This window comes from Mesorhizobium sp. LSJC280B00 (assembly GCF_000502835.1).
Classification (GTDB): Bacteria; Pseudomonadota; Alphaproteobacteria; order Rhizobiales; family Rhizobiaceae; genus Mesorhizobium.
This window is the reverse complement of the sequence record NZ_AYVL01000004.1, coordinates 504,184-527,281: the sequence shown is the minus strand read 5'-3', so window position 1 is coordinate 527,281 and position 23,098 is coordinate 504,184. Positions and strand designations below refer to the sequence as shown.

The 23,098-nt window shown below is 58.8% G+C and carries 18 protein-coding genes; 4 read left to right on the top strand and 14 right to left on the bottom strand.

Annotated elements, in window-relative coordinates; translation table 11 throughout:
• Positions 1–4: 4 nt before the first annotated feature.
• From X773_RS48670 to X773_RS48650, 5 genes are all read right to left on the bottom strand, one after another.
• On the bottom strand, positions 5–1,267 hold the full coding sequence (locus tag X773_RS48670; protein ID WP_023675623.1) for a polysaccharide biosynthesis/export family protein: 1,263 nt from the start codon (positions 1,265–1,267) through the stop codon (positions 5–7).
• 81 nt (positions 1,268–1,348) lie between these two features.
• Complete coding sequence (locus X773_RS48665) at positions 1,349–2,353, bottom strand: SDR family NAD(P)-dependent oxidoreductase (RefSeq protein ID WP_023675622.1); 1,005 nt, start codon at positions 2,351–2,353, stop codon at positions 1,349–1,351.
• Positions 2,354–2,427: 74 nt separating this feature from the next.
• Positions 2,428–3,102 (bottom strand): sugar transferase, encoded by a 675-nt coding sequence (locus tag X773_RS48660; RefSeq protein WP_023675621.1) that lies wholly within the window; start codon positions 3,100–3,102, stop codon positions 2,428–2,430.
• Entirely contained in the window at positions 3,099–4,235 is a 1,137-nt protein-coding gene (locus X773_RS48655) for a DegT/DnrJ/EryC1/StrS family aminotransferase (RefSeq protein ID WP_023675620.1), read from the bottom strand. The genes X773_RS48660 and X773_RS48655 overlap by 4 nt, the downstream gene beginning before the upstream one ends.
• A gap of 47 nt (positions 4,236–4,282) precedes the next feature.
• A complete protein-coding gene (locus X773_RS48650; RefSeq protein WP_023675619.1) occupies positions 4,283–5,005 on the bottom strand; it encodes a sugar phosphate nucleotidyltransferase in 723 nt (240 codons plus the stop codon).
• Between the two features lie 511 nt (positions 5,006–5,516).
• Here X773_RS48650 and X773_RS48645 point away from each other — a divergent pair.
• Positions 5,517–6,194 (top strand): response regulator transcription factor, encoded by a 678-nt coding sequence (locus X773_RS48645; protein WP_023675618.1) that lies wholly within the window; start codon positions 5,517–5,519, stop codon positions 6,192–6,194.
• 183 nt (positions 6,195–6,377) lie between these two features.
• On the opposite strand, the gene X773_RS48640 is transcribed toward X773_RS48645, so the two are convergent.
• A complete protein-coding gene (locus X773_RS48640; protein WP_023675617.1) occupies positions 6,378–8,117 on the bottom strand; it encodes a PAS domain S-box protein in 1,740 nt (579 codons plus the stop codon).
• Between the two features lie 286 nt (positions 8,118–8,403).
• Between X773_RS48640 and X773_RS48635 the strand changes: the two genes are divergently transcribed.
• Both X773_RS48635 and X773_RS48630 read left to right on the top strand, forming a co-directional pair.
• On the top strand, positions 8,404–9,114 hold the full coding sequence (locus tag X773_RS48635) for a helix-turn-helix transcriptional regulator (RefSeq protein WP_023675616.1): 711 nt from the start codon (positions 8,404–8,406) through the stop codon (positions 9,112–9,114).
• A 245-nt stretch (positions 9,115–9,359) separates the two neighbouring features.
• Entirely contained in the window at positions 9,360–10,472 is a 1,113-nt protein-coding gene (locus X773_RS48630) for an NAD-dependent epimerase (protein WP_051406099.1), read from the top strand.
• Positions 10,473–10,621: 149 nt separating this feature from the next.
• Here the strand turns inward: X773_RS48630 and X773_RS48625 are convergent, their stop codons facing one another.
• The 8 genes from X773_RS48625 to X773_RS76275 all read right to left on the bottom strand — a co-directional run bounded on the left by X773_RS48625 (position 10,622) and on the right by X773_RS76275 (position 21,839).
• Positions 10,622–12,199 (bottom strand): lipopolysaccharide biosynthesis protein, encoded by a 1,578-nt coding sequence (locus X773_RS48625; protein ID WP_023675614.1) that lies wholly within the window; start codon positions 12,197–12,199, stop codon positions 10,622–10,624.
• Positions 12,196–14,412, bottom strand: a complete 2,217-nt coding sequence (locus tag X773_RS48620; RefSeq protein WP_023675613.1) for an exopolysaccharide transport family protein — start codon at positions 14,410–14,412, stop codon at positions 12,196–12,198. Before X773_RS48620 ends, X773_RS48625 begins: the two co-directional genes overlap by 4 nt.
• Position 14,413: 1 nt before the next feature.
• On the bottom strand, positions 14,414–16,411 hold the full coding sequence (gene asnB, locus X773_RS48615; RefSeq protein WP_023675612.1) for an asparagine synthase (glutamine-hydrolyzing): 1,998 nt from the start codon (positions 16,409–16,411) through the stop codon (positions 14,414–14,416).
• 4 nt (positions 16,412–16,415) lie between these two features.
• Positions 16,416–17,672 (bottom strand): hypothetical protein, encoded by a 1,257-nt coding sequence (locus tag X773_RS48610; RefSeq protein ID WP_023675611.1) that lies wholly within the window; start codon positions 17,670–17,672, stop codon positions 16,416–16,418.
• Positions 17,669–18,892 carry a glycosyltransferase family 4 protein gene (locus tag X773_RS48605; RefSeq protein WP_023675610.1) on the bottom strand — a complete coding sequence of 408 codons (1,224 nt, stop codon included), beginning with the start codon at positions 18,890–18,892 and terminating at the stop codon, positions 17,669–17,671. The genes X773_RS48610 and X773_RS48605 overlap by 4 nt, the downstream gene beginning before the upstream one ends.
• Positions 18,893–19,229: 337 nt before the next feature.
• Positions 19,230–19,463: a Trm112 family protein gene (locus X773_RS48600; protein ID WP_023675609.1), complete on the bottom strand. Its 234-nt coding sequence runs from the start codon at positions 19,461–19,463 to the stop codon at positions 19,230–19,232.
• Between the two features lie 292 nt (positions 19,464–19,755).
• Entirely contained in the window at positions 19,756–21,039 is a 1,284-nt protein-coding gene (locus X773_RS48595) for a hypothetical protein (RefSeq protein WP_023675608.1), read from the bottom strand.
• Between the two features lie 89 nt (positions 21,040–21,128).
• Complete coding sequence (locus X773_RS76275; protein ID WP_023675607.1) at positions 21,129–21,839, bottom strand: AAA family ATPase; 711 nt, start codon at positions 21,837–21,839, stop codon at positions 21,129–21,131.
• A gap of 425 nt (positions 21,840–22,264) precedes the next feature.
• Here X773_RS76275 and X773_RS48585 point away from each other — a divergent pair, with 425 nt between their 5' ends.
• A complete protein-coding gene (locus X773_RS48585; protein ID WP_084640985.1) occupies positions 22,265–23,086 on the top strand; it encodes a class I SAM-dependent methyltransferase in 822 nt (273 codons plus the stop codon).
• Positions 23,087–23,098 lie beyond the last annotated feature (12 nt).

The following is a 23,098-nucleotide window of genomic DNA, read 5'->3' as shown; positions in this document are numbered from 1 at the left end:
CGATCTATCGGGTCGCCGCATTTTCGAGAGCGCTGCTGAATCTGACCTCGATCGTGTCTCCCGGCATGACCTCGGTGTCTTCTTGGGCAAGCTGTTTTCGCCATTCTTCGCCGACCTTGCGAATGATCGTGACCTCGGCCTGGACCTTCTCGCCGGCAACCGGCAACGGCAGTGCGGCAGCTCCCGTGGGCTGCAACTTTTGGCTGGCGGCGCGAAGCCTTGCGCTGACGTCGGCAAGGCGCACGTTGGTATCCTTCAACTCGATCAGCAGACCCATCCTTCTTTGGTTGTCATTGCGTTCGTGCTGTCTGGCAAAATCGTCCTGCTGACGTCGTGCTCTCATAAGCTCAACCGACGTTTCGAGTGCCCGGCTGGAAGAGAGAACCAAAGCGCGCCGAACGTCGGCGAGCCGGTTGTTGGTGAGATTTCCGGACTCAAACGCTTTCCTTACGCGCGCCAGATCGTCTTCGTCCGCCTTCACCCCATCCGCTTCGGCCTGCTCGCGTTTGAGCAAGGTCTCGGTTTGTGCGGCGGCATCCTTGCCGCTTTTATCCAGAAAGCCCTGCTCTTGCTGGAAGTTGTCCAACGAGAGCTTCAGCCCTTCCGCTTCAGCCTGCGCGATCGCCGACGCAAAACTTGCCGGCAAGGGAGATCCTTGTGGTGGCTGCATGTCGAAAGTCGGTTTGTCCTGAAGTTCGGCGCGGATGCGGGCGCTATGAAAATAATCTCTCGTATATTCCCCCCAAAGCGACTCGTAATCGCGCCGCAGATCCACCGGATCTGGGCCAACCTGGTTTGCCCGGGACCGCAAAAGGCTGAAACCGCCTGACACGGCAATCGCCTGCCGCACGGTCATCAGCGGGCGGTAGGCCTGCTGTCCGGGAGTGAGCACGTCGCCGGTCACATAGATCGGCCTGTACTCCGCAACCACGGCGGTCACGTCTGTCGGCTTGATGACGATCATTTGCTCCCGCCCATCAGGCAGACGCTGGTGGAATATCTTGGTCGGCAAGATCGTCTGCATGCGCGTTTGCAGTTCAGCCGGAGTTAAGCCGCCCACCGAAACCATACCGACTTCGGGAAGCGCGATCGTGCCGTCCATCTGGACCACCGCACGTTGCGTTCGCTCCGGGATGGAGGCAATTCCAATCTCGACGGTGTCGCCGGCAGAAAGTCGATAGGCGACCCGCGGTTCCGCTGCAGCAGCCGTATCCATGGCAGCCAGCATGCCGAGCACGACAATAAGGATTCGATCAGCGAGGACCATGGGCGACAATCTCCTTCTGGCTCGAATCCGGCGATACCGCGGCCGCAATCAACAGCGGAGCCAATCCTCCCGGGCGAAAGCTCATGTCATGTAACCCATTTCGTGTCGCACCCGGCCTTCGCTGAGGCGCCCTTGCCACCATCCGATGGTCCGCTCCAAGCCTTCGCGCAGGCTGGTCTGGGCACGCCATCCAGTCTTGCTTTCGAGGAGCGAAGAATCGGCCAGCAAGGCACGCACCTCGGAATTCTGCGGCCGCAGGCGGCGCTCGTCCCGGTGGATTGGTTTCTTGCAGCCACTCAACTCGATCACCAGATCCAATATGTCCGAGATCGTCACAGCGCGCTGGCTTCCGGCATTGTAGGCATGGCCAAATTCGAGCTCGGCGGAACCTGCGGTCAAAAACGCCGCCGCGGTGTCTTCCACGAAAGTAAGATCGCGGATCGGGCTTGTGTCTCCCACCATGATCGCCGGGCATTTTTTGTCGAGAGCCTGGCGTATAATGGTCGGTACGATGGCCCGCTCACTCTGGCGCGGGCCGTACGTATTGAAGGGCCGCATGATGACCACGGGGATGTCGAACGATCTGGCGTAGGACTCCGCCATCATGTCCGCGCCGATCTTGGATGCCGAATATGGTGACTGTCCCTGCAACGGGTGGGATTCGCTGATAGGCATTGTCAGCGCGGTGCCGTAGACCTCGCTTGTCGAAGTGTGCACTACACGCTCCGTCTCCCATTGGCGCGCCGCTTCGAGAACGTTGACCGTGCCCAGGATGTTGGTCTCCACATAGGACTGGGCAGCGGCATACGAATACGGGATAGCTATCAGTGCGGCGAGATGAAACACGACCGCCTGGCCACGCACGATCCGGTTAAGGAACGCGCTGTCGCGAACATCGCCGCGGACAAGATTCAACTGGCGTCGTATGGTGTCGGGCAAATCGTCCAGCCAGCCGTGGCTGTCGAAGGAATTGTAGAGTGCCAGCGCGGTGACGTCGGCGCCGCTGCGGACGAGTGCTTCGGTGAGATGAGAACCGATGAACCCGTCGGCACCCGTAACCAGAACTTTCCTGCCCTTGTATGCCATGACCCAAGCGTTCCCCCTATGACGTGAGGCACTGACGTTGCAAATCCACGAGAGCGCGGATGTCCCACCTGCTCTCAAGGTCCAATCGGCGGCGGCGAAACCACGCCAAGCACCGCCAGCAAGCCGCGCACCATCCACACAACATCGGAGCCGATCGTGCGCTGCGGATAATAGGAAAGGTCGAGCCTGGCTTTGGCAGGAAACAGAACCTGGCGATAGAACAGTAGCGGGTCCACCGATCGCGGATAGAAACGGGCTTCATGCCGGAAGAGAACCTGGGCTGGACCCAGCAAGCCTGGCTTGTATTGTAAAACGTCTTCGAAGCCCCCGCGAAAACAATCGGCGAAGGCAAGGCTCTCCGGGCGTGGCCCGATGATTGCCATCTCGCCTCTGAAGACGTTCCAAAGCTGTGGCAGTTCGTCGAACTTGGTGACGGCGAGGAACCGTCCTATCGGCGTCATGCGGCTGTCATCGGCCATGGTCAGAGCCAAGCCACCGGGGTCGCATTGCACGCTGAACTTGCGGAACTTGTACATGCGGAATGGGCGAGCACCGGCCCCGACGCGGGTCTGTGTGAAGAAGATGGGCCGACCGCCTTCCAGCAGCAGCGCCACGGCAATCAGCAGCATCAGCGGGGCGAAGACGATCGCCGCGGCTGCCGCAATGACGAGATCGATTGCTCGTCTCGCAGACCCATGGGCGGCGCTCGAGACGTTAGACCGGTGAATGGCTAGGTCCAGGGCATTCATGCGGCTGTTCCTGTCTGAGCGCAATTATTGACCGCCGCGGCAAGAGCGACGACTACCGATTCGACCAATGGCGCGGTGATCTGCGGATGCAGCGGTACAGTCAGTTCGCGCTGCGCGAAATCTTCAGTGCGCGGTAAGTGAGTACCGGGAATGAGCTCACGATAGAGCGTCATCTGGTGCACCGGCGGGTAGTGGATAGTGGTTTGTATCCCTTGCCCGCGCAGTGCGTCGATGACGTCTTGCCTGTCGGCGTAACGTGGCAAAAGGATAGGCATGATGTGGTAGGCCGACGTCCGCGGCTCGTGGAACGGGATGGTCACGGCCGGGCAATGCTTCGCTATGAGACGGCGATACAGCATGACCAGGATACGCCTGATCTCATTCCACTCCTGCAGATTTTGCAGCTGGACCAGTCCGATCGCAGCCCGCAATTCATCCATGCGATAGTTGAATCCGAGCATGGTGACATCATACTGAGGGGTGCGGCTGTTCAGCCTTTGACGCGTCCCGGTGGTCATCCCATGTCCACGCGCCTGGCGGATTGTCTCGAGCAGACCGGCATCCCTGGCGATCACAGCCCCGCCTTCCGCCGTGGTCATGTTCTTGTTGCCGTAGAAGCTGAAGGCGGCTGCGGCACCAAATGTCCCCACCTCCTTCAAGCCCGGCGCATGCGCCGCGTCCTCGACGATGTGCAGCCCCCGGGCACGGGCGAGCCTCTGCCATTGTTCCCGATCGGCGAGGTAGCCGGCGAAATGAACGAGAATGATTGCCTTGGTGCGGGCCGTGCATTTCGCTTCGGCTTCTACGATCGACATCAGCGGCACGTCGGCTGACTCGATGTCGACGAAAACCGGCGTCGCACCGACATAGAGGACCGCATTTGCGGTCGCCACGAACGTCAAGGATGGCACCAGCACCTCGTCGCCCGGTCCGATGCCAAGTGCGTGCAAAATGAGATGAAGCGCTGCGGTGCAAGAACTGACCGCGACGCAATCCTCCGCATCATGAACGTCGGCAAAAGCTTGTTCGAAGGCTCGTACCTGCTCCCCCATGGTCAGCCAGCCGCTGTCGATGACCTTGGTCAAAGCAGTCTTCTCCGGCACACCCAAGATCGGGGCACTGACCAAGAGCATCACAACCTCCTAGACTGATAACTGTGGGAACCGGGCTCGTGACTTCATCATGCAGCCGTCGCAGTGACCTCGATCGAGGCCGACTGGTCTTCCCAGGAAATGGTCTGTGCGTTCTGAAAATCGTCGACGCGCCCGATATCGAGCCAGAGACCCTCATGTTTGTACACGTGCACGGTTGTGCCGTTCTGCATCATCTGCAGCATCAGGTCGTCGAACCCAAAGGGTATGCCGGATGGGATAAACTGCAGAACATCCGGGTTCATGCAGTAAATTCCCATGCTGACCAGATGCGAAAGCGTCGGCTTCTCGCGAAAGACCTGCACGGTATTGTCGACTTCGTCGATGACGCCGAAATCCATCTTGATCAGGCGACAGGCTGTTGCGATCGTCACTGGATCGGTGTGCTTACGGTGCGCTGCTACAAATCGACTGAGGCTTAGATCCGTGAGGACATCGCCATTGAGAACGATGAATGGCTCCGTCAGTTCATCCCTGATCAAAGACAGTGGCCCGATGGTGCCAAGCGGCTCCATCTCCTGCGTATATCGAATTTTCAGGTTCCACTGCGAGCCATCTCCACACACGGTGCGGATCAAGTGGCCGAGATACCCGGTTGTAATATAAACTTCCTGAATGCCGTTGCGTCGCAACCATTTCAGAAGCATCTCGAGAACCGGCCGTGCCCCGATCGGCATGAGCGGCTTCGGCAAGACCGAAGTGAAGGGGCGGAGGCGTGTTCCCATTCCTCCACATTGAATAACCGCTTTCATCCTGGTCCTCCCTTGTTCATTCGGCCTGAACGCTATCGTCACGGGCCGGCTATCCTGCCCTGGTCAGCACCCGGGAAACGCGTTCTTGTCCCCTCAGAAGAACCGGTGAGATTTCCCGTAGAAGACCGGTGAGATTTCTCCACTGTCCCCTGATCCGGACATTGCATCTGGATGGTATGTGGCCGTCAGGGTGGATGTCGTCGTGCATTCGAATGGTAACAATTCAGCCGTTTTGCTGTTCTATATCTTTAGACCTATAGCACTGCTGAACGACCGGCCGGTCTGTCAGCTGTCCAAAAGGTCAGAACGTATGTTCGACGACGTTCGGCGGGTTTCGCTCACAAGGGGCAAAAAAAGAGGAGCGTTTCCCGTCATTTAAGATTATATTAGAAATCTGGCGTTTGCGGTGTTGGGGGTGCCGCAGCGTCGGCTGGATGAATCGACGAGATGATGGCCACGACTTTCAGGCCATTACCGTTCAATCCATTCAGATAGGCGTTGGGGTAGTTCAATGTATCGAATCGTCATCGCCGACGATCACGGCTTGTATCGTCGCGGCTTGCGATTGGCACTGACCGCAGGCATTCCAGGTGTGGAGATCTTTGAAGCGTCCTGTTTCGACGCGGTGCTCAGTTTGCTGGCAGAGCAGTCGTTCGTGGATCTTGCGATCCTGGATCTGAATATGCCGGGCCTGTTCAATCAAGAAGTGCTCGGCGGGATCCTGTCTGCCTATCCGGACACGCGATTTGCGATCGTTTCCGGAAACGATTCACGCTCGGAAATACTCACGGCTCTGTCGATCGGGCTTCACGGCTACATCGTAAAATCGCAGACGGACGAAGAGGTTGTTTTGGCCGTCAATGAAATCCTCTCCGGCCGCATCTATGTTCCTGCACTTCTGTCACGCCCGGGAGCGACGCAAACAACCCACGCGCATACCCATTCCGACGACAAAGGCCCACAGAGGCGTACCGCTGGCGTCAACCTTGGCAGGCTGACTTCGAGGCAAAAGGAAGTCCTCAAGCTGATGGCGGAAGGCTATTCAAACAAGGAAATTGCGCGCGATCTGGAAATCGCAGAGGCGACCACGAAAATCCACGCTGCTGCCGTTCTGCGTGAATTGGGGGTACGCAATCGGACCGAGGCTGCCGTTATGCTGAAGACTTGGCTTTCGAGACATGCCAGCTAGAGCGCCGCGCGTCCTTTTGGACGTGCAAACGGCGTCCCAAGACTCCTCATGCATTTTACTGCATATCCCAAAGCCGCGGCGCAGCTTTGGGCCGACGACATTCTTGGAAGGAACCCTGCGCATCTCAAAGGCCGCTCAGCGCGACCCGCCTTTAGATATCTGCTTTCCGATTGGAGCACTGCACTACAATCCGATTTCCTTGCGTGACAGCCGCAGCGAATACCGCAACCCTTGGTCCGATATTTCCAGCCTGGGAGAGTGACCGACAAGCGGCGCTCCATCCACTCCGATTATCATGGAACCGAAGCCATGACGGACTACGCTTGAGGTCCTACGCCGCCCCGATTCCACCCACTCGAACACGATATCGCTGCCTGTTTCTTCAGGTGCGAACGTCCAGCTTACGTCGATCCGGCCTTTTGGATCGGCAAGCGCTCCATATTTCATGGAATTGGTGGCAAGCTCGTGAACGATCATTGCAAAACTCTCGGCGGCGCCTCCCGACATCGCCACGGAAGGACCGCTGACCGATATCGCACGTGTTCCAATATATGGGTGCAATTCTTGCGCAACGAGATCGTTTATCGCCCCCGATACGCTGCCGTTGCGTGAAAGAAGCAGATGGGTTGCCTCGAGCGCGCGTATCCGGTCGATCAGCATTTCCTTGTATTTGGCGACGTTGTTTCCGGGAACATCGACCATTTTCACGAGCGCCGTGATCACCGCGAAAACGTTGCCGAATCTGTGACGCTGTTCGAGCATGATGCGCTCCCGCTTCTTTGCCGCGGCGCGCAGCAGCGTGGTTTGTCGTCTCTCGCTCAGGTCGGCAGCCACTCCAAGCCGCTGTCCACCATCATCATGTCTTTCCTCCCTTCCGCGCAGCGCAACCCAGCGGATATGTCCGTCCGGTCGGCGGACGCGTATCTCAACATCGTAATTCGTGACCGATGGTGCGGCCTTTCTCGATGCCGCCAGCTTTGGCCAGTCCGCCGGATGAACGACAGCTGACAGCTCCTCCAAACTGCGGCTATTGGCCTGGGCCAGGCCGAGAATGTCCCAGAACGTGTCCGAGCCCGTGACTATCCCGCCTTTAAGGTCTATGCGCCACGTGGCCAAGCGTCCAGCAGACAGAGCGAGGTCCAGCCATTCCTTCTGGGCCCGAAGCGCTTCGTGAACAGCGCGTCGTTCCGAAATATCGTCGACCACCACGAAGATGCTCTCCGAGAGGCCACCCTCGGGCACGGACGAAGAAAGCGTTAGCCTGGCCCAGAATGCCGTACCGTCCTTTCGTGACAGACGCACCTCCGAAACGAACGAAGAAATGTCATTGCCCAGCCTCGCCAGCAATTGCGCCAAGGTATCCCGGTCGTTCGGATGGGCGAGCGTATCGAGCTGCAGTTGGGCAAGCTCCTCCTCCTTGTACCCGGTCATCTCACAAAGGCGTCTGTTGGACTGCAGCAACTCACCTTTCTTGTTGGTGTTCGCGAATCCCATGGCAGCACGTTCGAAGGCCCAACGATAGCGGCTTTCGGTCGCCTCGACGGCAGCGAGCCTGGCCTCCGCGACTTCCAGCAACTCACGCAAGTCCTGCCGCAGACGATGGAAGGTCATGGCAATCACGCCACCCGAAACCAGAAGCAGGATTGCGCGTGCCCAATCTCCACTTGAAATCTGATCGTGTCCTCGTGCCCACAGCCCGACAGCCACCATCAGAATGGTCGCAGCGAGCGCCGGTACGCGGTCTTCGAGATAGGCGATAATAATAATAGCCGGAATAAATTCCAGAAAACTGGCGCCTTGCCCAATATAGGCTGACGATTTTATTTCAAATATCAGTGTGGCAGCTAACACCGATGCAGAGGCAATATGAGTTAGCAATCTGCCCGACGGGTTCGAATTCGACCTGCGCGACTGCGAGCTCATGGACACAGACTACAACCTTCTGACTAGCCCGTCGAGACTAGAGCAAAAAACGTACAGCTTAGTACCACTGCCGGATTGCCATACCGCTATCATAGCGCGCATTTTATCGGACGCAGCGGGGCCTAAGAGCTGCCTTAGAACTGTCGGATCATATTAAGTTTTCAAGGTGGTGATGAACGTATTATCCGTCAGCGCATAGAAGACTAGAATCCAGCTACACATAGAAGACTACATGAATCCCGAATACTTATTTCGGGCGTGTGAAACTTTGGGTTAGGGGTAGAAAATGAATCTGATCGATAGACAGGTCGATGCTTCTTCGAGCAATCGGTACATTGTTACGAGGACCAAGTATGATTTTGAAGCGCGGAATACGCGGCCCTCTTCTGGTCACCTTCCCGATCGCGCATCGGATCCATTGGACGCAAGGTTCGCCGAACCAAAAGGCCGCAGTCTGGAATCCATAACCGGCGTGCTTGATCGCATTGGCTGTGGCTATCTCGTGCTGAATCGCGAAAGAAAAGTAGTCGAGTGGAACGCAGCCGCCCAAACCACGCTTGAGCGCCAGGGCGAAGCGGCCGACACGGCGAGCGGACTTACGGCCGCCCTAAGGCGGCTGATCGCGAATGTTCCGGGCCAATTCCTGCCGGGCTCGTTGTCTTGGGTGGTGATCCGCAGCAGGGGCGACCGACCGGTGATACTGAACGAGAACGGCGTTATCGCTCCCGACGGAACGAGCATTGTGGCGCTGCTGGATCGCGACAACAGGTCGGGGCCAAATCCTCGGACGCTGCAAAGAATGTTTGGCTTGACGAGCGCAGAAACGCACCTCGCCTTGCGCTTGGCCCAGGGCGACGCACCTTTGGAGATCGCTCGCAGCTGGCGTCTCAGCCGCACCACGATCCGTTCCCAGCTTGCCTCGCTGTTCGCCAAGACCGAAACAAAACGCCAGGCGGAACTGGTGGCCCTTCTTGGGCGTATTTCGGTCCTGCCGTAAGGCCGGCCACTTAGATCCAATCGCCGGACGTCGGCATCCGCCCGGGATTCAAACTACGCAAGTTGGCGTGTCATGACTTGGCAGGTCGTGCACCGCATTGCGCACTCCACTAGGTTCGATGCGCCAGCGTAAATATCGGAAGCCGCAATCCCGGACCGGCTATTCGGTACTGTCGAACGGATTTCGAAAGGCGACAAGTGGACAACGATCTATGCAGCGATTCTGTCCTTGCCGCAGCGGAGAAGATGGAAATCGCTCGATCCCGTTCGGACCGCGCGGTGAAGAAACTTGCACGGACAGGACCGATCGTCGTCACCGGCGCCGCAGGCTTCATTGGTTTTCACGTGGCCTCACGGCTTTTGCGTCTTGGTGTCAAAGTCGTGGGCGTCGACAATTTCACGCCCTATTACGATCTGCGGCTCAAGGAAGCGCGGTTTGCACGCCTCTGTAGCGAGGCGAAGTTCACGCCGGTACGAATGGATCTGGCGGATGCCGCGCGCGTTCAGTTGCTGTTTTCAAACGTTCGCCCCTCACACCTCGTCCATCTCGCGGCTCAGGCCGGCGTGCGTCATTCACTTGTTGACCCGCACGCCTATGTGCAATCGAATATAGTGGCGTTTCTCAACGTCCTTGAGGGCTGCCGGCATCATGGCGTCGGTCATCTCGTCTACGCCTCTTCGAGCTCCGTCTACGGCTTGAATCGAACCATACCGTTTTCCGAAAATCACGGCGCCGATCATCCCGTCAGCTTCTACGCCGCCACCAAGCGTTCGAATGAATTCATGGCGCATTCATACAGCCATTTGTTCGGCCTGCCCGTGACCGGACTGCGCTTCTTCACCGTTTATGGCCCTTGGGGCAGGCCCGACATGGCCGTCTACTTGTTCACGCGCGCGATCGTCGAGAGCAAACCAATTGAAGTAGCCAATGCCGGCCGCGTGTGGCGAGATTTCACCTATATCGACGATATCGCTGAGGGCGTGGTTCGAGCACTTGCTACACCGCCGCAGCCGGATCCGAATTGGGACCCTTGCACCGCCGACCCTGCCACAAGTTCCGCGCCGTATCGCGTCTACAATATCGGCAACGACCGGCCCGAGGAGATCAACCGGCTGATTTCGATCATCGAGACCGCTCTTGGCAGGCGGGCAGTTCGCGTGGATGTGCCGTTGCCGCCTGGCGACGTTCTGGAGACGCGCGCCGACGTCAGCGATCTTCGCCAGGCCGTCGGCTTCGCCCCGGCAACACCGCTAGAGGACGGAGTGCGACGCTTTGTCGAATGGTACCGGGACTTTCATGGAACGGATGCCGCGGCCAGCATACGGCAACAGACGTTGGTGAATGAGGCCACCGTGTAGGCCGCGGGCCCTGTCGGGCGATGATCTGCCACTCGGCGCGTAACGCGTCGGCCACAAAGCCGCACTCGCCAGCCTCTATCCGACACAACCCTGGACTCGAAATTCCTGAACGCTGATGCCGTCGCGTATCGGGGCGCGACGGTCTCAAATCAGCGCAGGAACCAATGTCGCCGCTGGCCTTCGACTGCGTGCGTTCTGAACGATGTTAGCGCAAAGATCAGCCCAGGGATAATTTTCAGCCGTTTGCTGATGTAGATCGACATCGCCACATTCCAAATCGCCAACGCAAGCGCGAGGCCCACTGCGGCGCCCGGCGCGCCGTAGAGCGCAATTCCTGTGGCACAGCCTATGATACTGGCCGCAGCGCCGACGATCATGGTTGCGGCTGCCGCCCATTCGTTTCCGGTCATCATCAAGAGGAGCATCTGGGGTCCGCACAGCGCGACAAAGACATATCCGAGAATGAGTATCCGCGCGACGGGTGCCGCGGTACTGAAATCCCCGCCGAACCAGCTCAACAGAGGTTCAATAATCGCAAGCATCGGGATGGCCATCGTTAAAGCCCCACCAGAGGAAAGTAGGGCGGCCCGTGAAAACAGCTGCTGCAGAGCCAGCCGATCGCCTCGGGCATGAAGGGCGGCCGCTGTCGGCGCAAACATCGTAGAGACGGCAACCAGGGAAAGGCTCACAAGCAAGGCGACGTTCAATCCCAATGCGAAAATGCCTGCTTCGCGAATGTGATGCGTCCAGCCCAGCACCATGACTCCGGCCCGGCTGATGAAAACATCGAGCCCAGCCATGAGCATCATTGGCGGAACCGCGGACCACCATTCCCGCGACTCGTCGCCTGGCTGAACCTGCCGCAAGCCAGGCGGCTGAAATTTTGTCGCCATGACGAACACCAGGCCGACCGTGATGGCTGAACTTGCCAGCACCGCCTGCATCACCAAGGGTGCGTTGGGGGTCCATGATCCGGATAAGCCCGCCATTCCCAGTAACGTCAACAAGAGGCCGTCGCGCACTATGCGTTCCGGCAGGAGGGCCGAGACACCGCCGCCGAAAGCACGAACAAGTGTTGCGCCCAAAGCGTAGGCCGTGACCAAAGGCACTGCTGCCATGCCTAGCAGCTGGCTGATTTGAAGCTCCTTGTGAGAAGGATCTGAAAAGAAAAAGATCAAGGCGGCGCCAACGATGCCGAATAGTGTCGCCGCCGCCAGCGACCTCTGCAGAGCAAACCTGATTACGCCGTGTACCAGGTCAAGCCGCCCTTTGGCACTGTAGGCGGAGACGAAACGCAACAAGGATACGTGGAAACCAAGCGTTGCAAGATAGGCAAGCACCGAGGTCCAGGCCAGAACATAGGAGTAGATGCCATAGCTGGTGGAGCCAACGATGCGCGCAATCAATAACTGCGCCAAGCTGGTCAAGCCCGCACCCCCGATATAGACCAAAAGAGCGAAGATGCTGGCATAGCCGAGACCCCGGCCCGTGTCCTCCTTGTGCGGCAAAACCATATTCGTTGGAGCAACGGAGGCCGCAGGGAAGCGGGCGAGCTTCGGATCGCTGAAATCGTCGATGTCTTTTGCGCCGGCGTCGCGCATTTCATCGCCTTGATCGCCTTTGGCCGCGGACCCTGCTCCGGACTGCGAGATCGTCGATATTATCTTCCGCTCGACAGGTCGAATGCCGTGGCGGTCGTTACGCGGAATCCCGCATGTGACATTCATGATGTTCTCTCGAGCAAGAGATCCGCGCTGTCCCCAAACCGGTAGCCGGCGTGTTTCCTAAGATTGACCTGCGTGAGAACGCTGCCTACGGGGACCTGAGCCGTCTCGTCCTCCGTCAGCAACTGCAGAACACCACGCGCGATGCTGCGACGCGTCCTGGCCCAGCGAACAGCAAAAAGAACTGCGTCAGCCCAGCCCGTCAGTAGCCTGGCCTCAGGTCCTCCAAGTCCCAGCGGTCCATTTATGATGACGATGCTGTACATCGAGCGCAGCTCATCTGTGACCAGGGACCCGTCGATCATGGACAGTTGCGGCAGCAGATCCTCTGATGGTGCGAGTGCCATGAAGTCAATTCCAATTTCAGGCATTCCCGTGACCGCGTCGTGCAGCGGACAACGGTCGCTCATATAGTCTCCAAAGGATTTATGCGGCTTGAACGCACCGAATTCGTTCAGAAACTCGTTCGTGAGGCGGGCGCCCGTGCCGTCAAGATCGAGAAAAAGCACTCGTCCCCCAAGTCGGGTAGCTGCCAAGGCGAGGCTCCATGCGAGCTCGGTCTTGCCATCATGCCGGACGCTGGACGTGACGAGGATGACGTGCGACGCACGGCCTCTCGCTTTGTTGAGAGCCACGGTGACAAGGAGAGAAGTGACGGCTCGGCTGTAGCTGCAGTTTTGCTGGCCGAGAACCAGCTGCTGTAGTCGTTTCGCGTGTAATGTGGGCGCTTCCGGTATCAGCCCCAGGCACGGGACCCCGAGCGCGGCTTCAGCTTCGGCCCCGCCGCGCAAGGTCTGATTGAGACGGCTGCGGACCAAGACGAAGACCCCGCCAATGAGGCCAAACACGATCATGCCGGGCGGAATAAGAAAGATGGGCGGCAGGGTTTTTGGATTCGTTGGCGGCCATGCCGCTGAAAGGATCGAGACCCCGGGCAAGGGAGTTGCGATGCGCTGCACCAGATCCTGTTGTTGGGTGAGAAGCTGGTTGTATCGCTGCGTCAGGATGCTGACCTGCGGCTCGAGCGCACGCAAGCCGGAAAGCCGGCCGGCTGTGTCGGCCACCACCGCATCGAGCACATTCTTACGGCCCTCCAGAGCAGCGATCTGGGCACGGTAGATGTTCCCCTCCGCCGCAATGCGAGCAGTGCCTTGTTCGATCTCGCCGTTGATCGCAGTGCTAAGGCCCACATCCGCATTGTCGTTGGCTTGGCGGGCCGCCATGTCGGCCAATACCGGAGACCCGATCGCTTCGGCGAGCGCCGCCACCGATGCTCCTTCCTCTCGCAAAGCCTCGATGTGCTGAAGGCGAGATTCCGTCGCTGAGAGATCCGCTTTCGACAAGGATATCTGCTGACTAAGTTCGGCTGTCTCCTTGGCAGCGTTATCCGCCGCACCCTGATCGACCGCGCCATGGCTCAGTCGATACTTTTCCAGGCGGTCGGTCGCTTTCGCCAAGTCGCTTTGTACGACCGGCAGGCTGGCGACGATCGAGGCGAGTTCCAGCCTGTCTGACGCCCTGCGCTTCTGTGCGAGATCGTCGATGTATACTTGGACGAACGTATTGGCCACCAGGGCGGCTCGCGCCGGATCGTCGTCGGTGAAGCCGACGGTGATCACCCTTGATCTCAGTTCCTGTCCAACCCTCATGCCCTTCCGCAATGCCTTGAGTTCGGCTGCATCGGCCGCCTCCGGCCTGCCCTGCGGCCAAATCCTTTCTAGCAGACCAGCTGCGAAGGTGCGTATGTTCTGCAGGTTGCCGCCTACCGGGGCGGCGCGGGAATTTCCGACATCACCTTGCTCAGCAATGTTGCCGATCTTTGTCTCGCGTAGGGCTGCCACCAGGCGACGCAGATGCCCCTGCGAAGAGAGCATGGTTAAGTGGTCATCAATGCTCGCATCCAGCATCTCCTGAGCAGAATCCGCACCTCCGGGAGCCGCGTTCCTGCCAGGAGCATCGACAATCACCTGTGCGGTCGCCTCGAACAGGACAGGACGCACAAAACCCGCAAGCCCAGCCAACACTCCGCCCAAAATCACCATTGCAAGCAGGAACCATTTTCTCCTCGCGATGGTAATGAGGAGTTGATGGAAGGGGGTCTGCGCGTCGACCTGTTCGCGCAGGAATGGCCTCATGCGCGGATTGATCTCGCGCGTCGGCACGTGCATTTCAGTGGCGCGCGGAAGGTGAATTCGGCTGACTATGGAACCTTCCATCTCATACTCCTGTCAGTTCGAGCGCTGTGGACATGCCCGTTGCCGGCCCGGCGGACCGCCCGGCCTCGTTGCGCCAGGCCTGGAACATCAACGCGGGCCACAAATCGCGAGAATGATCCTGTCTTCCGTCAAGATGGTCGCGCCAGCAGGTTTCGACCTTCGCAAAGTCGAAGATCCCATCTCCGGAGAGGCGTATATCGGCGACTAGATCGCTGGCCCAGATGCGCAACGGGCCGCTCAGCCAGACTGCTATGGGAACATCGAAACCCTGCTTCGGCCGGTCGATCAGCCGTTGCGGAACATAGCGGCTAAGCAGCTGACGAAGAAGCCACTTGCCTTTGCCATTGCGGACCTTCGCATGTGCCGGCAGCCGCCAGGCGAATTCGACAACCCGATGGTCGAGAAGCGGGCACCGGCCTTCGAGGCTATTGGCCATGCTGGCGCGGTCCAACTTCACCAATATATCGTCGGGCAGGTAACCGGCCATGTCGTCGTACAAGAGACGGGACAGCAGGCCATCAAGCCGGGGGGACCCTTGAATTGATGTGGGCGGCGTGTGGAGTGCGAGGCTCCCGGTCGATGCTCCGGTCAGCCGTCGATGCAATTCGTCCTCATCTGGCGCAGCGAGCAGCCGAGCGAGGCGATGCAGCCGGTCGCTCCGCAGCGCGTGCCGTCCACTCGCCGAAAGCGGCAGCTTGCCGACGAAATCGTGACGCGCTGCACGGGCCAGCAATCCGACCCCTGCAGCAAGCGCGTGACGCAGCGGCGACGGCAGCGCATGCTGTCGTTTCAACCGCGCAGCCATGAAATGACGAGCGTAACCGGCGAAGCATTCATCGCCACCGTCGCCTGATAGCGCCACCGTAACGTGCTGGCGAGCGAGCCGCGCCACGAGCAAAGTCGGTATCTGCGATTCATCGGCGAACGGCTCATCCCAGATCCGCGGCAGTTCCGGAATGACTTCACGCGCAGCGGCTGCTGAAAGGTGGAGTTCAGTATGATCGGTGCCCAGGTGCCGCGCGACCTCCGCCGCGTGGGGAGCCTCATCAAACCCGCCTTCTCCGAAAGCGATCGTGAATGTGCGCACCGGTTTTGGCGATTGGGCCTGCATCAGCGCCACAACCGTGGAGCTGTCGAGGCCACCAGACAGAAAGGCACCCAGCGGCACATCGGCTATCATGCGTTCCCGGACGGCAAGTCGAAGCAGATCGTCGAGTCCATCGGTCAGTTCTTCGTCGGTACCGGCGATTGGATTCTGTCGACCGTTCGCGGCGATTTCAGACAGCGACCACCAGTGTCGGGCGCGTTGCGAAAGGGATGCGGCGCTGCGCGCCTCGGCAAAATCCGCCGCCGTCACAGACAGGACCGAGCCCGGAGGTAGCTTGAACACGCCTCGCCAGATGCAACAGTTTCCCGGTACCCATCCTTTCGAAAGCATTGTCGCGGCCGCGTCGAGATCGAGCTCCTGACAGAAACCTGGAAAACGATGGATTGCCTTCAACTCGGAGGCAAAAACGAGCGCATCGCGCGTTGCAGCAACATAGAGCGGCTTCTTGCCCATTCGGTCGCGGGCGAGATGGAGGGTCCTGGTCTTTAGATCCCACAATCCAAATGCGAACATGCCAGCGAAGCGCGTGAGTGCGGTGTCGAGACCCCAGCTCTCGATTGCGCACAGCATCACTTCGGTATCGCTGGCGCCACGGAACCGATGGCCAGCGTCTTCAAGCTCGCGGCGCAGATCGCGGAAATTGTAGATCTCGCCGTTGAAGGTAATGGCATATCGGCCACTTGCCGAATGCATCGGCTGGCGTCCTGCTTCCGATAGGTCGACTATAGCCAAACGTCGGTGGCCGAAGGCAATGCCGGCTTCGCGATTGATCCAGAAGCCTTCGCCATCAGGCCCACGATGACGAAGGGCCGTCGTCATCTGGCCAATTGCCCTGAGCGGTTTGATGTTGGCGGCATCGGGTGCAAGGAGAATTCCGGTAATCCCACACATGCCATCACCTCAGGTCGCTAGAGGTTGCCGAAATCGTTCGCGGCGTTCCGGCAACAAGGCAAATGGTAAGCGCAAACCACACGATTGGATGGCGGATGATCAGATGTGGCATTCCGAAGATGACGATCGACACCACCAGCACGAACAGGGCATCGAGCTTCGCACGCCATGCGCATAAAGCCGCCGCGCCGACAATCCAGGCCAGGGCCAGGACCGCAACCAAACCACCTTGAGTGTACAGATCGAGAATCGTGTTGTGAGCCTCGAAAGGCCGGGGCAGAAATTGGCTGTAGGAAATGGGCGGGCGCTCCAGATGCGGGCCAGGACCAAGGCCCAGGGATCCTGACGTTAGGCCCTTGCCCAATGCATCTCCCCAGAGATGGATTCGAAGTGCAGCGGTTTCGGCGGTCGCTTCGCCGCCCTTGTCCTTGGTAAGACTCAAGGCGAACTGTTCGACGCTGCCCACCTCCGTGACGATGTAAGGCGTCATCGACATGGCCAACGGAAGGAAGCCAATCATCAGCAGGAGGGTAACTTGCCGGGACAGGCTGACCTTGCCGTCACCGGCTGCGAGCCATGTCCGAACCCGCAGCCCAAGAAATATCAGGCCGACCAGGACCGTCGTGTAAAGATAGGTATCACTCTTCGTCAGCCTTCCGACATAGATGATCAGGATAAGGCTGCTGAGCCCGGCCAACCTCGCCCACGGCTTGCTTGTAGTCGTCGCAAGATGCAAGGCGAGCGGACCAAGGAGTGCGCAATAGAGCGCGAGCTGGTTGGGGTTCTCGGACCAGCCTCGGAAGCGATCCCAGTACCAGGGATCGACGCCGGATTGGTGGATCCAACCCCATCCAAGTGCCAGCTGAACAATAAAGCATGCATTCGCAATCGCGACCACCCACCAGGCAGCACTGCGCAGACGGCGATCCGCGTCGGGCTCCGCGGCGGCCAGGCAGGTGACGCAGATCAGCAGCAGGTAGGCTACCCCATCGTGCATCACCACCGACAGATACAGTACCGTGGTCAGGTAGCCAACGATGGTGCCAATACCCAGAGCGAGCGTGATGATCAGCCAGAAGCCCGCAACACGGATCAGGGCGGGCCTGACTACCAAGTGACCGCCGGCGAGCACCCGCCCGATCGACAGCATGATCCAAAGCGCGAGAAACAATTCGCCATAGCCGAAGGGCAAGCCCGGAACTGAGAGCTGCGCCGCATACGACATGGCCACGCCGCAGGCCAGGATCGCGTCCCGGATCATCGGCGCGCTCCACCCGATCCGCGGTTTGCAGCAGGCTCTTCAAGCAACACCGGCGATGCCGGTCGAGCGAAGCCGCCCTGGGATTTGGCACTAAGGACATTGTCGTAGAGATCGCAATATTGCTCGACCACCCAGGGCAGCGAGAACTGCGTCCGGACGAGCTCGACAGAGCGAGCGCCCATGGTCCGTCCTTTCCGGCGGTCGGACAGGACCTCTATAATTCGAGAGGCAAGGCCGTTCGCATCGTGCGGGGGGACGAGATGGCCGTTCCATCCGTCCTCGACCACCTCATTGCAACCAGGCATCATCGAGGCGACGATAGGCAATCCCGCGAGCCCTGCCTCCAGCAGGACGCGCGGAATCCCTTCTCGGTATTGTGTTGGAAAGGCGAACAGATCGGCCATGCCAAGAAGGGCAGGAACGTCGCGTCGTGGACCCAAGGCGATGACATGCGGCACATGTCGATCGATCTCAGCCTTGTCCACTGCAAATGGGCCCTCGGATTCCAATGGGCCGACAAGCACGAAACGGGCATTGGGCCTTTCCGACAGGATGCGAGGGACTGCCTTGAGGAGTGTCGGGATGCCTTTCTGGCGCGTTAGCCGGCCGACAAAAATTACGATCTCGGCGGATTGGAGCCCAAGCTCTTCGCGCATTTTCATCGCCGACGGGGCAAGATGCCTTGCCATGGCGAACGCATCGACGTCGATTCCAGAACTGCGGATCACTCGTCCGCTGCCGCGTCCGATCAGTCGGTAGCGTTCAAAGAATGCCTGATCGTCCCGATTCTGGAACACCGTAGCCGCCGTCCATAACGACGAAAGCCATTGCAGTCCGCAAAAGATTGGGCGCAGGGCAAGGGCGCGCGGTTCCAGGGACGAGAACGTCCAGCCCAGACCGTTGATAGTGCGCACGACTGGAACGCTTCCGCGCACCGCAAGTGGCGTCACCAGGTTGGGCTTGGTGTCGAAGCTTTGGATAATGTCCGGCCGGAGTTCCGCCATCAGCTTTCGAATGGTTCTGATGGCGGCCCATTCTCCGCTGCTGCTGGAAAATCGGTCGAAACCGTAGCTGCGATGCGGAATGCCATGCCGCAGGAATGCGGCTTCACCGCCGCTCGACACCGCAGTAACACGGAATCCCTTCTCTCGCAGCGACATCAAGAACGGAATTCGCAGGGCATGATCCTCGCCTCCGACACACACCAGATGCGGATTCATCCTGCGTCTCCTGACCGTTCGCTGTAGCCCGATCGCGCGAAGTGGCCGGCCCTTGAATTTGCTTTCATGGTGTTGGTTTCGCTACCCATCTCGCCCAGGTCACGGTAGGGGCAGGTCTTGCCACTGTCCTCGTCTGTTTAAATGACGCAAACCCTGTCCCGGCAGCGGGCCGCCGTACCCAGCCGGTTCAGGTCGCCGCGCGTTGCATCAAAGAGGTCGGCACTGCCCGGGTGCCGAGCGCAGAGTGGTCCGCAGACAAACGGCTCGCGCTCCGCGGCACACTTTCCTGTCATTGCTGGCTGTCGTCGGAAAGCCGCCTACTTTAGCGCGGCTCCCATCATCGTCTGGATGCGCGAAGTTTGACCACGCGGGAGGTGATCGTCCGTGCCTCCGAGGCTAGCAGGATTGGAATGCCGTCGCGAACCGGATAGGCAAGTCCTGCGCTCTTCGAAACGAGTTCATCGCGATCCGAATCCCAGGCAAGTGAGCCCTTGGTCATTGGGCATACCAACCATTCTAACAACTCAGGGTTGAAAGAGGCATTCTCTTCGGCTCGCTTATCCGTATCCATCTGCTATTCCTTTCTCGGCCGTGACATCAACAGTGAGCTCCGGCGCGAGCGCCCTTGGCGATACAAGCCGTCACCCGACGTCATCGCTGTAATTCGTAGGATTCCGGCAAGTGTCATAAGCCTTGCAAACTGCACAATCACGCTAGGTGCAGGCTTGGCCACTGTCGTCGTCCGTTTGAATGAATCGACATCGAACGGAGCCGTATGGCGGCGAAGTTGAACGTGAGGCGTTAAAAGCGTGAATGGAGCAAGCACGATCGGCCATATCGCCATAGGCGACCGGAAGGTTTTGTTATTGAAGACCGCTCGCGGCTAATGCTCTCGAGCCAGTGTCTGATCCTTCCGGCCAGTCAATACGGGCGACGAAATCGTAAACCGGGCCGCCGGGTACTCCCCAATTGCTTGACCAGATCACCTGTGAACCGTCCGGGGACGGCGAGGCGTGGGTCTCACTCCAGTAGTCGAATGGAACGTTCTTCGTCTGCACAATGCGCCGGACCTCTCCGCTGCCGTCGATGCGCAACGCGATGACTTCCCGCGCATACGGCGCCCAAGCCGGATATTTCGATACTTCGTCCGGATTGCCCGAATAGGTAAGGAACACCCAACCGGGCCTGTCCAGCGACCTGAGCGATGCATGCTGTGCTTCACCATATCTCATGAGCGAGGTGACTTTCCCATCTGACAGCCTTCGCTTGATCACCTGGAATATGTCTGGATCGGACTTACTGATCCCCACATAGATTTCGCTGCCGTCGGCATCGACGGTCATGTCGCCATGGCCAGGCCGATGATGCTCAGTCCATTTCTGGCGCAGAACGCCGTCAACAGAAAAGATGAACGTCTGTTCAGTGTCGTCTTTCAGGTTCTGAATGCATAAGATGTTGACGCCCAGCGGCGAGATTGAGCAGGCGCCGTTGGCCCCGACAAGCTGTGCGAGATTGATTTCCGGAAATTTCCGCCGCTGTTTGAGATCGTAGGCAAAGACGACCGCTTTGCCGTCCCGGCGAACCGCGCGTACGGCAATACGGCTGCCATCTCGGCTTGGATTACCTTTGTATGGCCCGAACTGGAGATTGCTACTGTCAGTCGAAACAAACAGGACCTCCTCATGATTGGTGCGTGGCGCCCAGGTCGAGATTTTCCGACCACCGACGCAGATCATCAGGTCGGGATCGTGAGGATGCCATTCGCATTCGGTCGATCGATCACGGCGAAAAAGCGGGGCGTAGGTGCGCCCATCCAGGAAGCATAAGCCGCCGCAGCCGTTGCTGATGACAAGAAGGCTCTGATCCGCATTCCAGGCCTGGGCGCTCGAATAGCGGTGGCTGCAATATTTGCTCCCGCATGCGATGCCGGCGCCGAGGATTCCGGGTTTGGTTATTCGGGTGAAAGTTGTGCCAAATGCCGCATCCTTCGCGGCGTGCAGGTAATCCGGCAGGTCCATGGCTACCGGCGCGACGAACTTTGTTGATGCGACGTCTTCTCCACTCACCGCCCCGTGGATAACTATGGATATCGCGCTGACAGCAGCTAACGTCAACGCCAAGGCAGTCTGGTAGCGAGAAAAGCGCATGTCATGTCAACTCGCGCGGTTCCTTTTCAATAATTCGATTTTCCATATTATTGGATATCTTCTTATCGACGCTTCAAAACCGCATCTCTCTAAGCTTCAACTCTTTTAAATTTCGCCCGCGCCGCGCCGAACTTGTCGATTACTCCACGCGCTATCATTTCTGTGGCGGCTGTGAGCCCGTTCGAATCTAAACTTTCGACGCAAGTTGTTGGCACGGGAAACGATCCAAGTTGTTCCCCAATGAGATTAACGTGGTCAATATGATCAAGACTGCTCTGCAGATCGACTTCGAGGAACTTCTGAATGATACCGAGGTTACGCCGGCGTTCCTTCAGACGGACCTCTAGAATTTCCCTTGGCGCCTGCAATCGGACAAGCAGATCCGGTTTGGGTAGAAGCTCGAGCGCGCGCGACACCCTTTCACGATCCGTTACGCCGCTGAACAAAACCAGTGAACATACGAATTGCACCATACCCTGGTCAAAAATTGAGATCGTGTCATTGGACGCTATTGCCGCGCGCCAAGCTTGAAGAAGAGCTTCAAGATGCCAGTTCAGGCGAGCCGCCCACAGCTCATTCTTGGGTGGAAGAATCTTAAGCACTTCTGCACCGAGAGAACGCTGTCCGATCCACTTTGAATGCAAGCCGGAGACCAGTTTGAAGGCGGCCCTCCTAACCGGATGTCGGCGGTCACCGGTCTGCAAAACAACACAGTAGCCCTGAGCTCGCAAAACGTGCACCAGCTCGGACGCTAACGTCGTCTTACCAGCACCGGACGGCCCAAATAGCTCCAAGATCATCTTTCAATCCAGACTGAGGGAAGCCTACTGGCAGTGACGTCATGTCCATTTGCTGAAGCGAACGCCCATCTCTTCCTGGGATGTCTAGCCGACGAGCCAGGAATCCGCGCCATCCGTATGAATGACGGTGTGGTCACGTTAGGATATCGACGGACGCCAAAATCGTGAACGGAAGGAGTGCGTTTCGGTGACTATCCTTCCGGATTGCCTACCGTCCGTTTACCGTTCCGTCTCCGAAAGGGGTGTGCAGTAGCCCTATTCCCCAGCACACTTCCGCGCGGGCGCGGCAGTCATGAGTTCGGCATGTCTCATCCGTTCGAGGGATGCGAGACACCCAGCCTTCTGGAAACCTTCTCTGTGATGGACGCAGCCAACTGGCCGTTTATCCCCTCTATCGCCAATAGGGCAGCTTGGTCGGCTATCCAATGAACGTGTCGGACAAAAATCTTCGATCTCATCTGCAGGAGAAATCGTATGAAAGCAGGCATATGAGCGAGAACCTCGAGCCACATCAGACGGCAGCGGCAAATACGGCTATACCTGCCAATTACAACGCCAAGGTCGCGGCAGTCGCGGCCTATGAGCTCCCGACAAAACAGAGATATCAAGATCCGAGTTTTGCGAGCTGGTACCTGAACGGCTATGCAGGCCGGTTGAAGCTGTCCACCGTTGCGTCATACGTCATTGCGCGACGGGAGCAACGCTGCATCGCCAAGGCGCTGGAGAGGTGCAGCCCGCCTCCATCTCAGGTGCTCGATATCCCATGCGGAACCGGGAAGCTGGCCGGCGTGCTGGGCCAGCATAATTGTCGGGTGCTGGCTGCAGACATTTCAATGGAAATGATGGCCTTGGCTAAATCAGCATATGAAGGTCAATCCGGATTTCGGGGATTCATCCGATGTGACGTGACGCAGCTGCCGTTCGCCGACGAAAGCTTTGATACGGTGGTCTGCCTTCGCCTCATTCACCTTATCCCGCCACATCTCAGGCGCGACATTATCATTGAGCTCGCGCGCGTTGCCAGCCGTCGCCTGATCGTATCCTACGGCCTTGGCACCCGCCTCCAGAGAATACGGCTAAGGCTGCGGAAGTTGATCACCGGAAGGATGTCGGCGCCTCATCCCGTCAATCTCACCGTTGCACGACAGGATTTCGCGGCGGCGGGGCTCAAGCTGGTACGCTCTTTTAGCGTCCTGCGGTTCCTGTCCTGCGAGCAGCTGTTCGTACTTGAGAAGGTAAAGGCTTGACCTGCCGCCGGT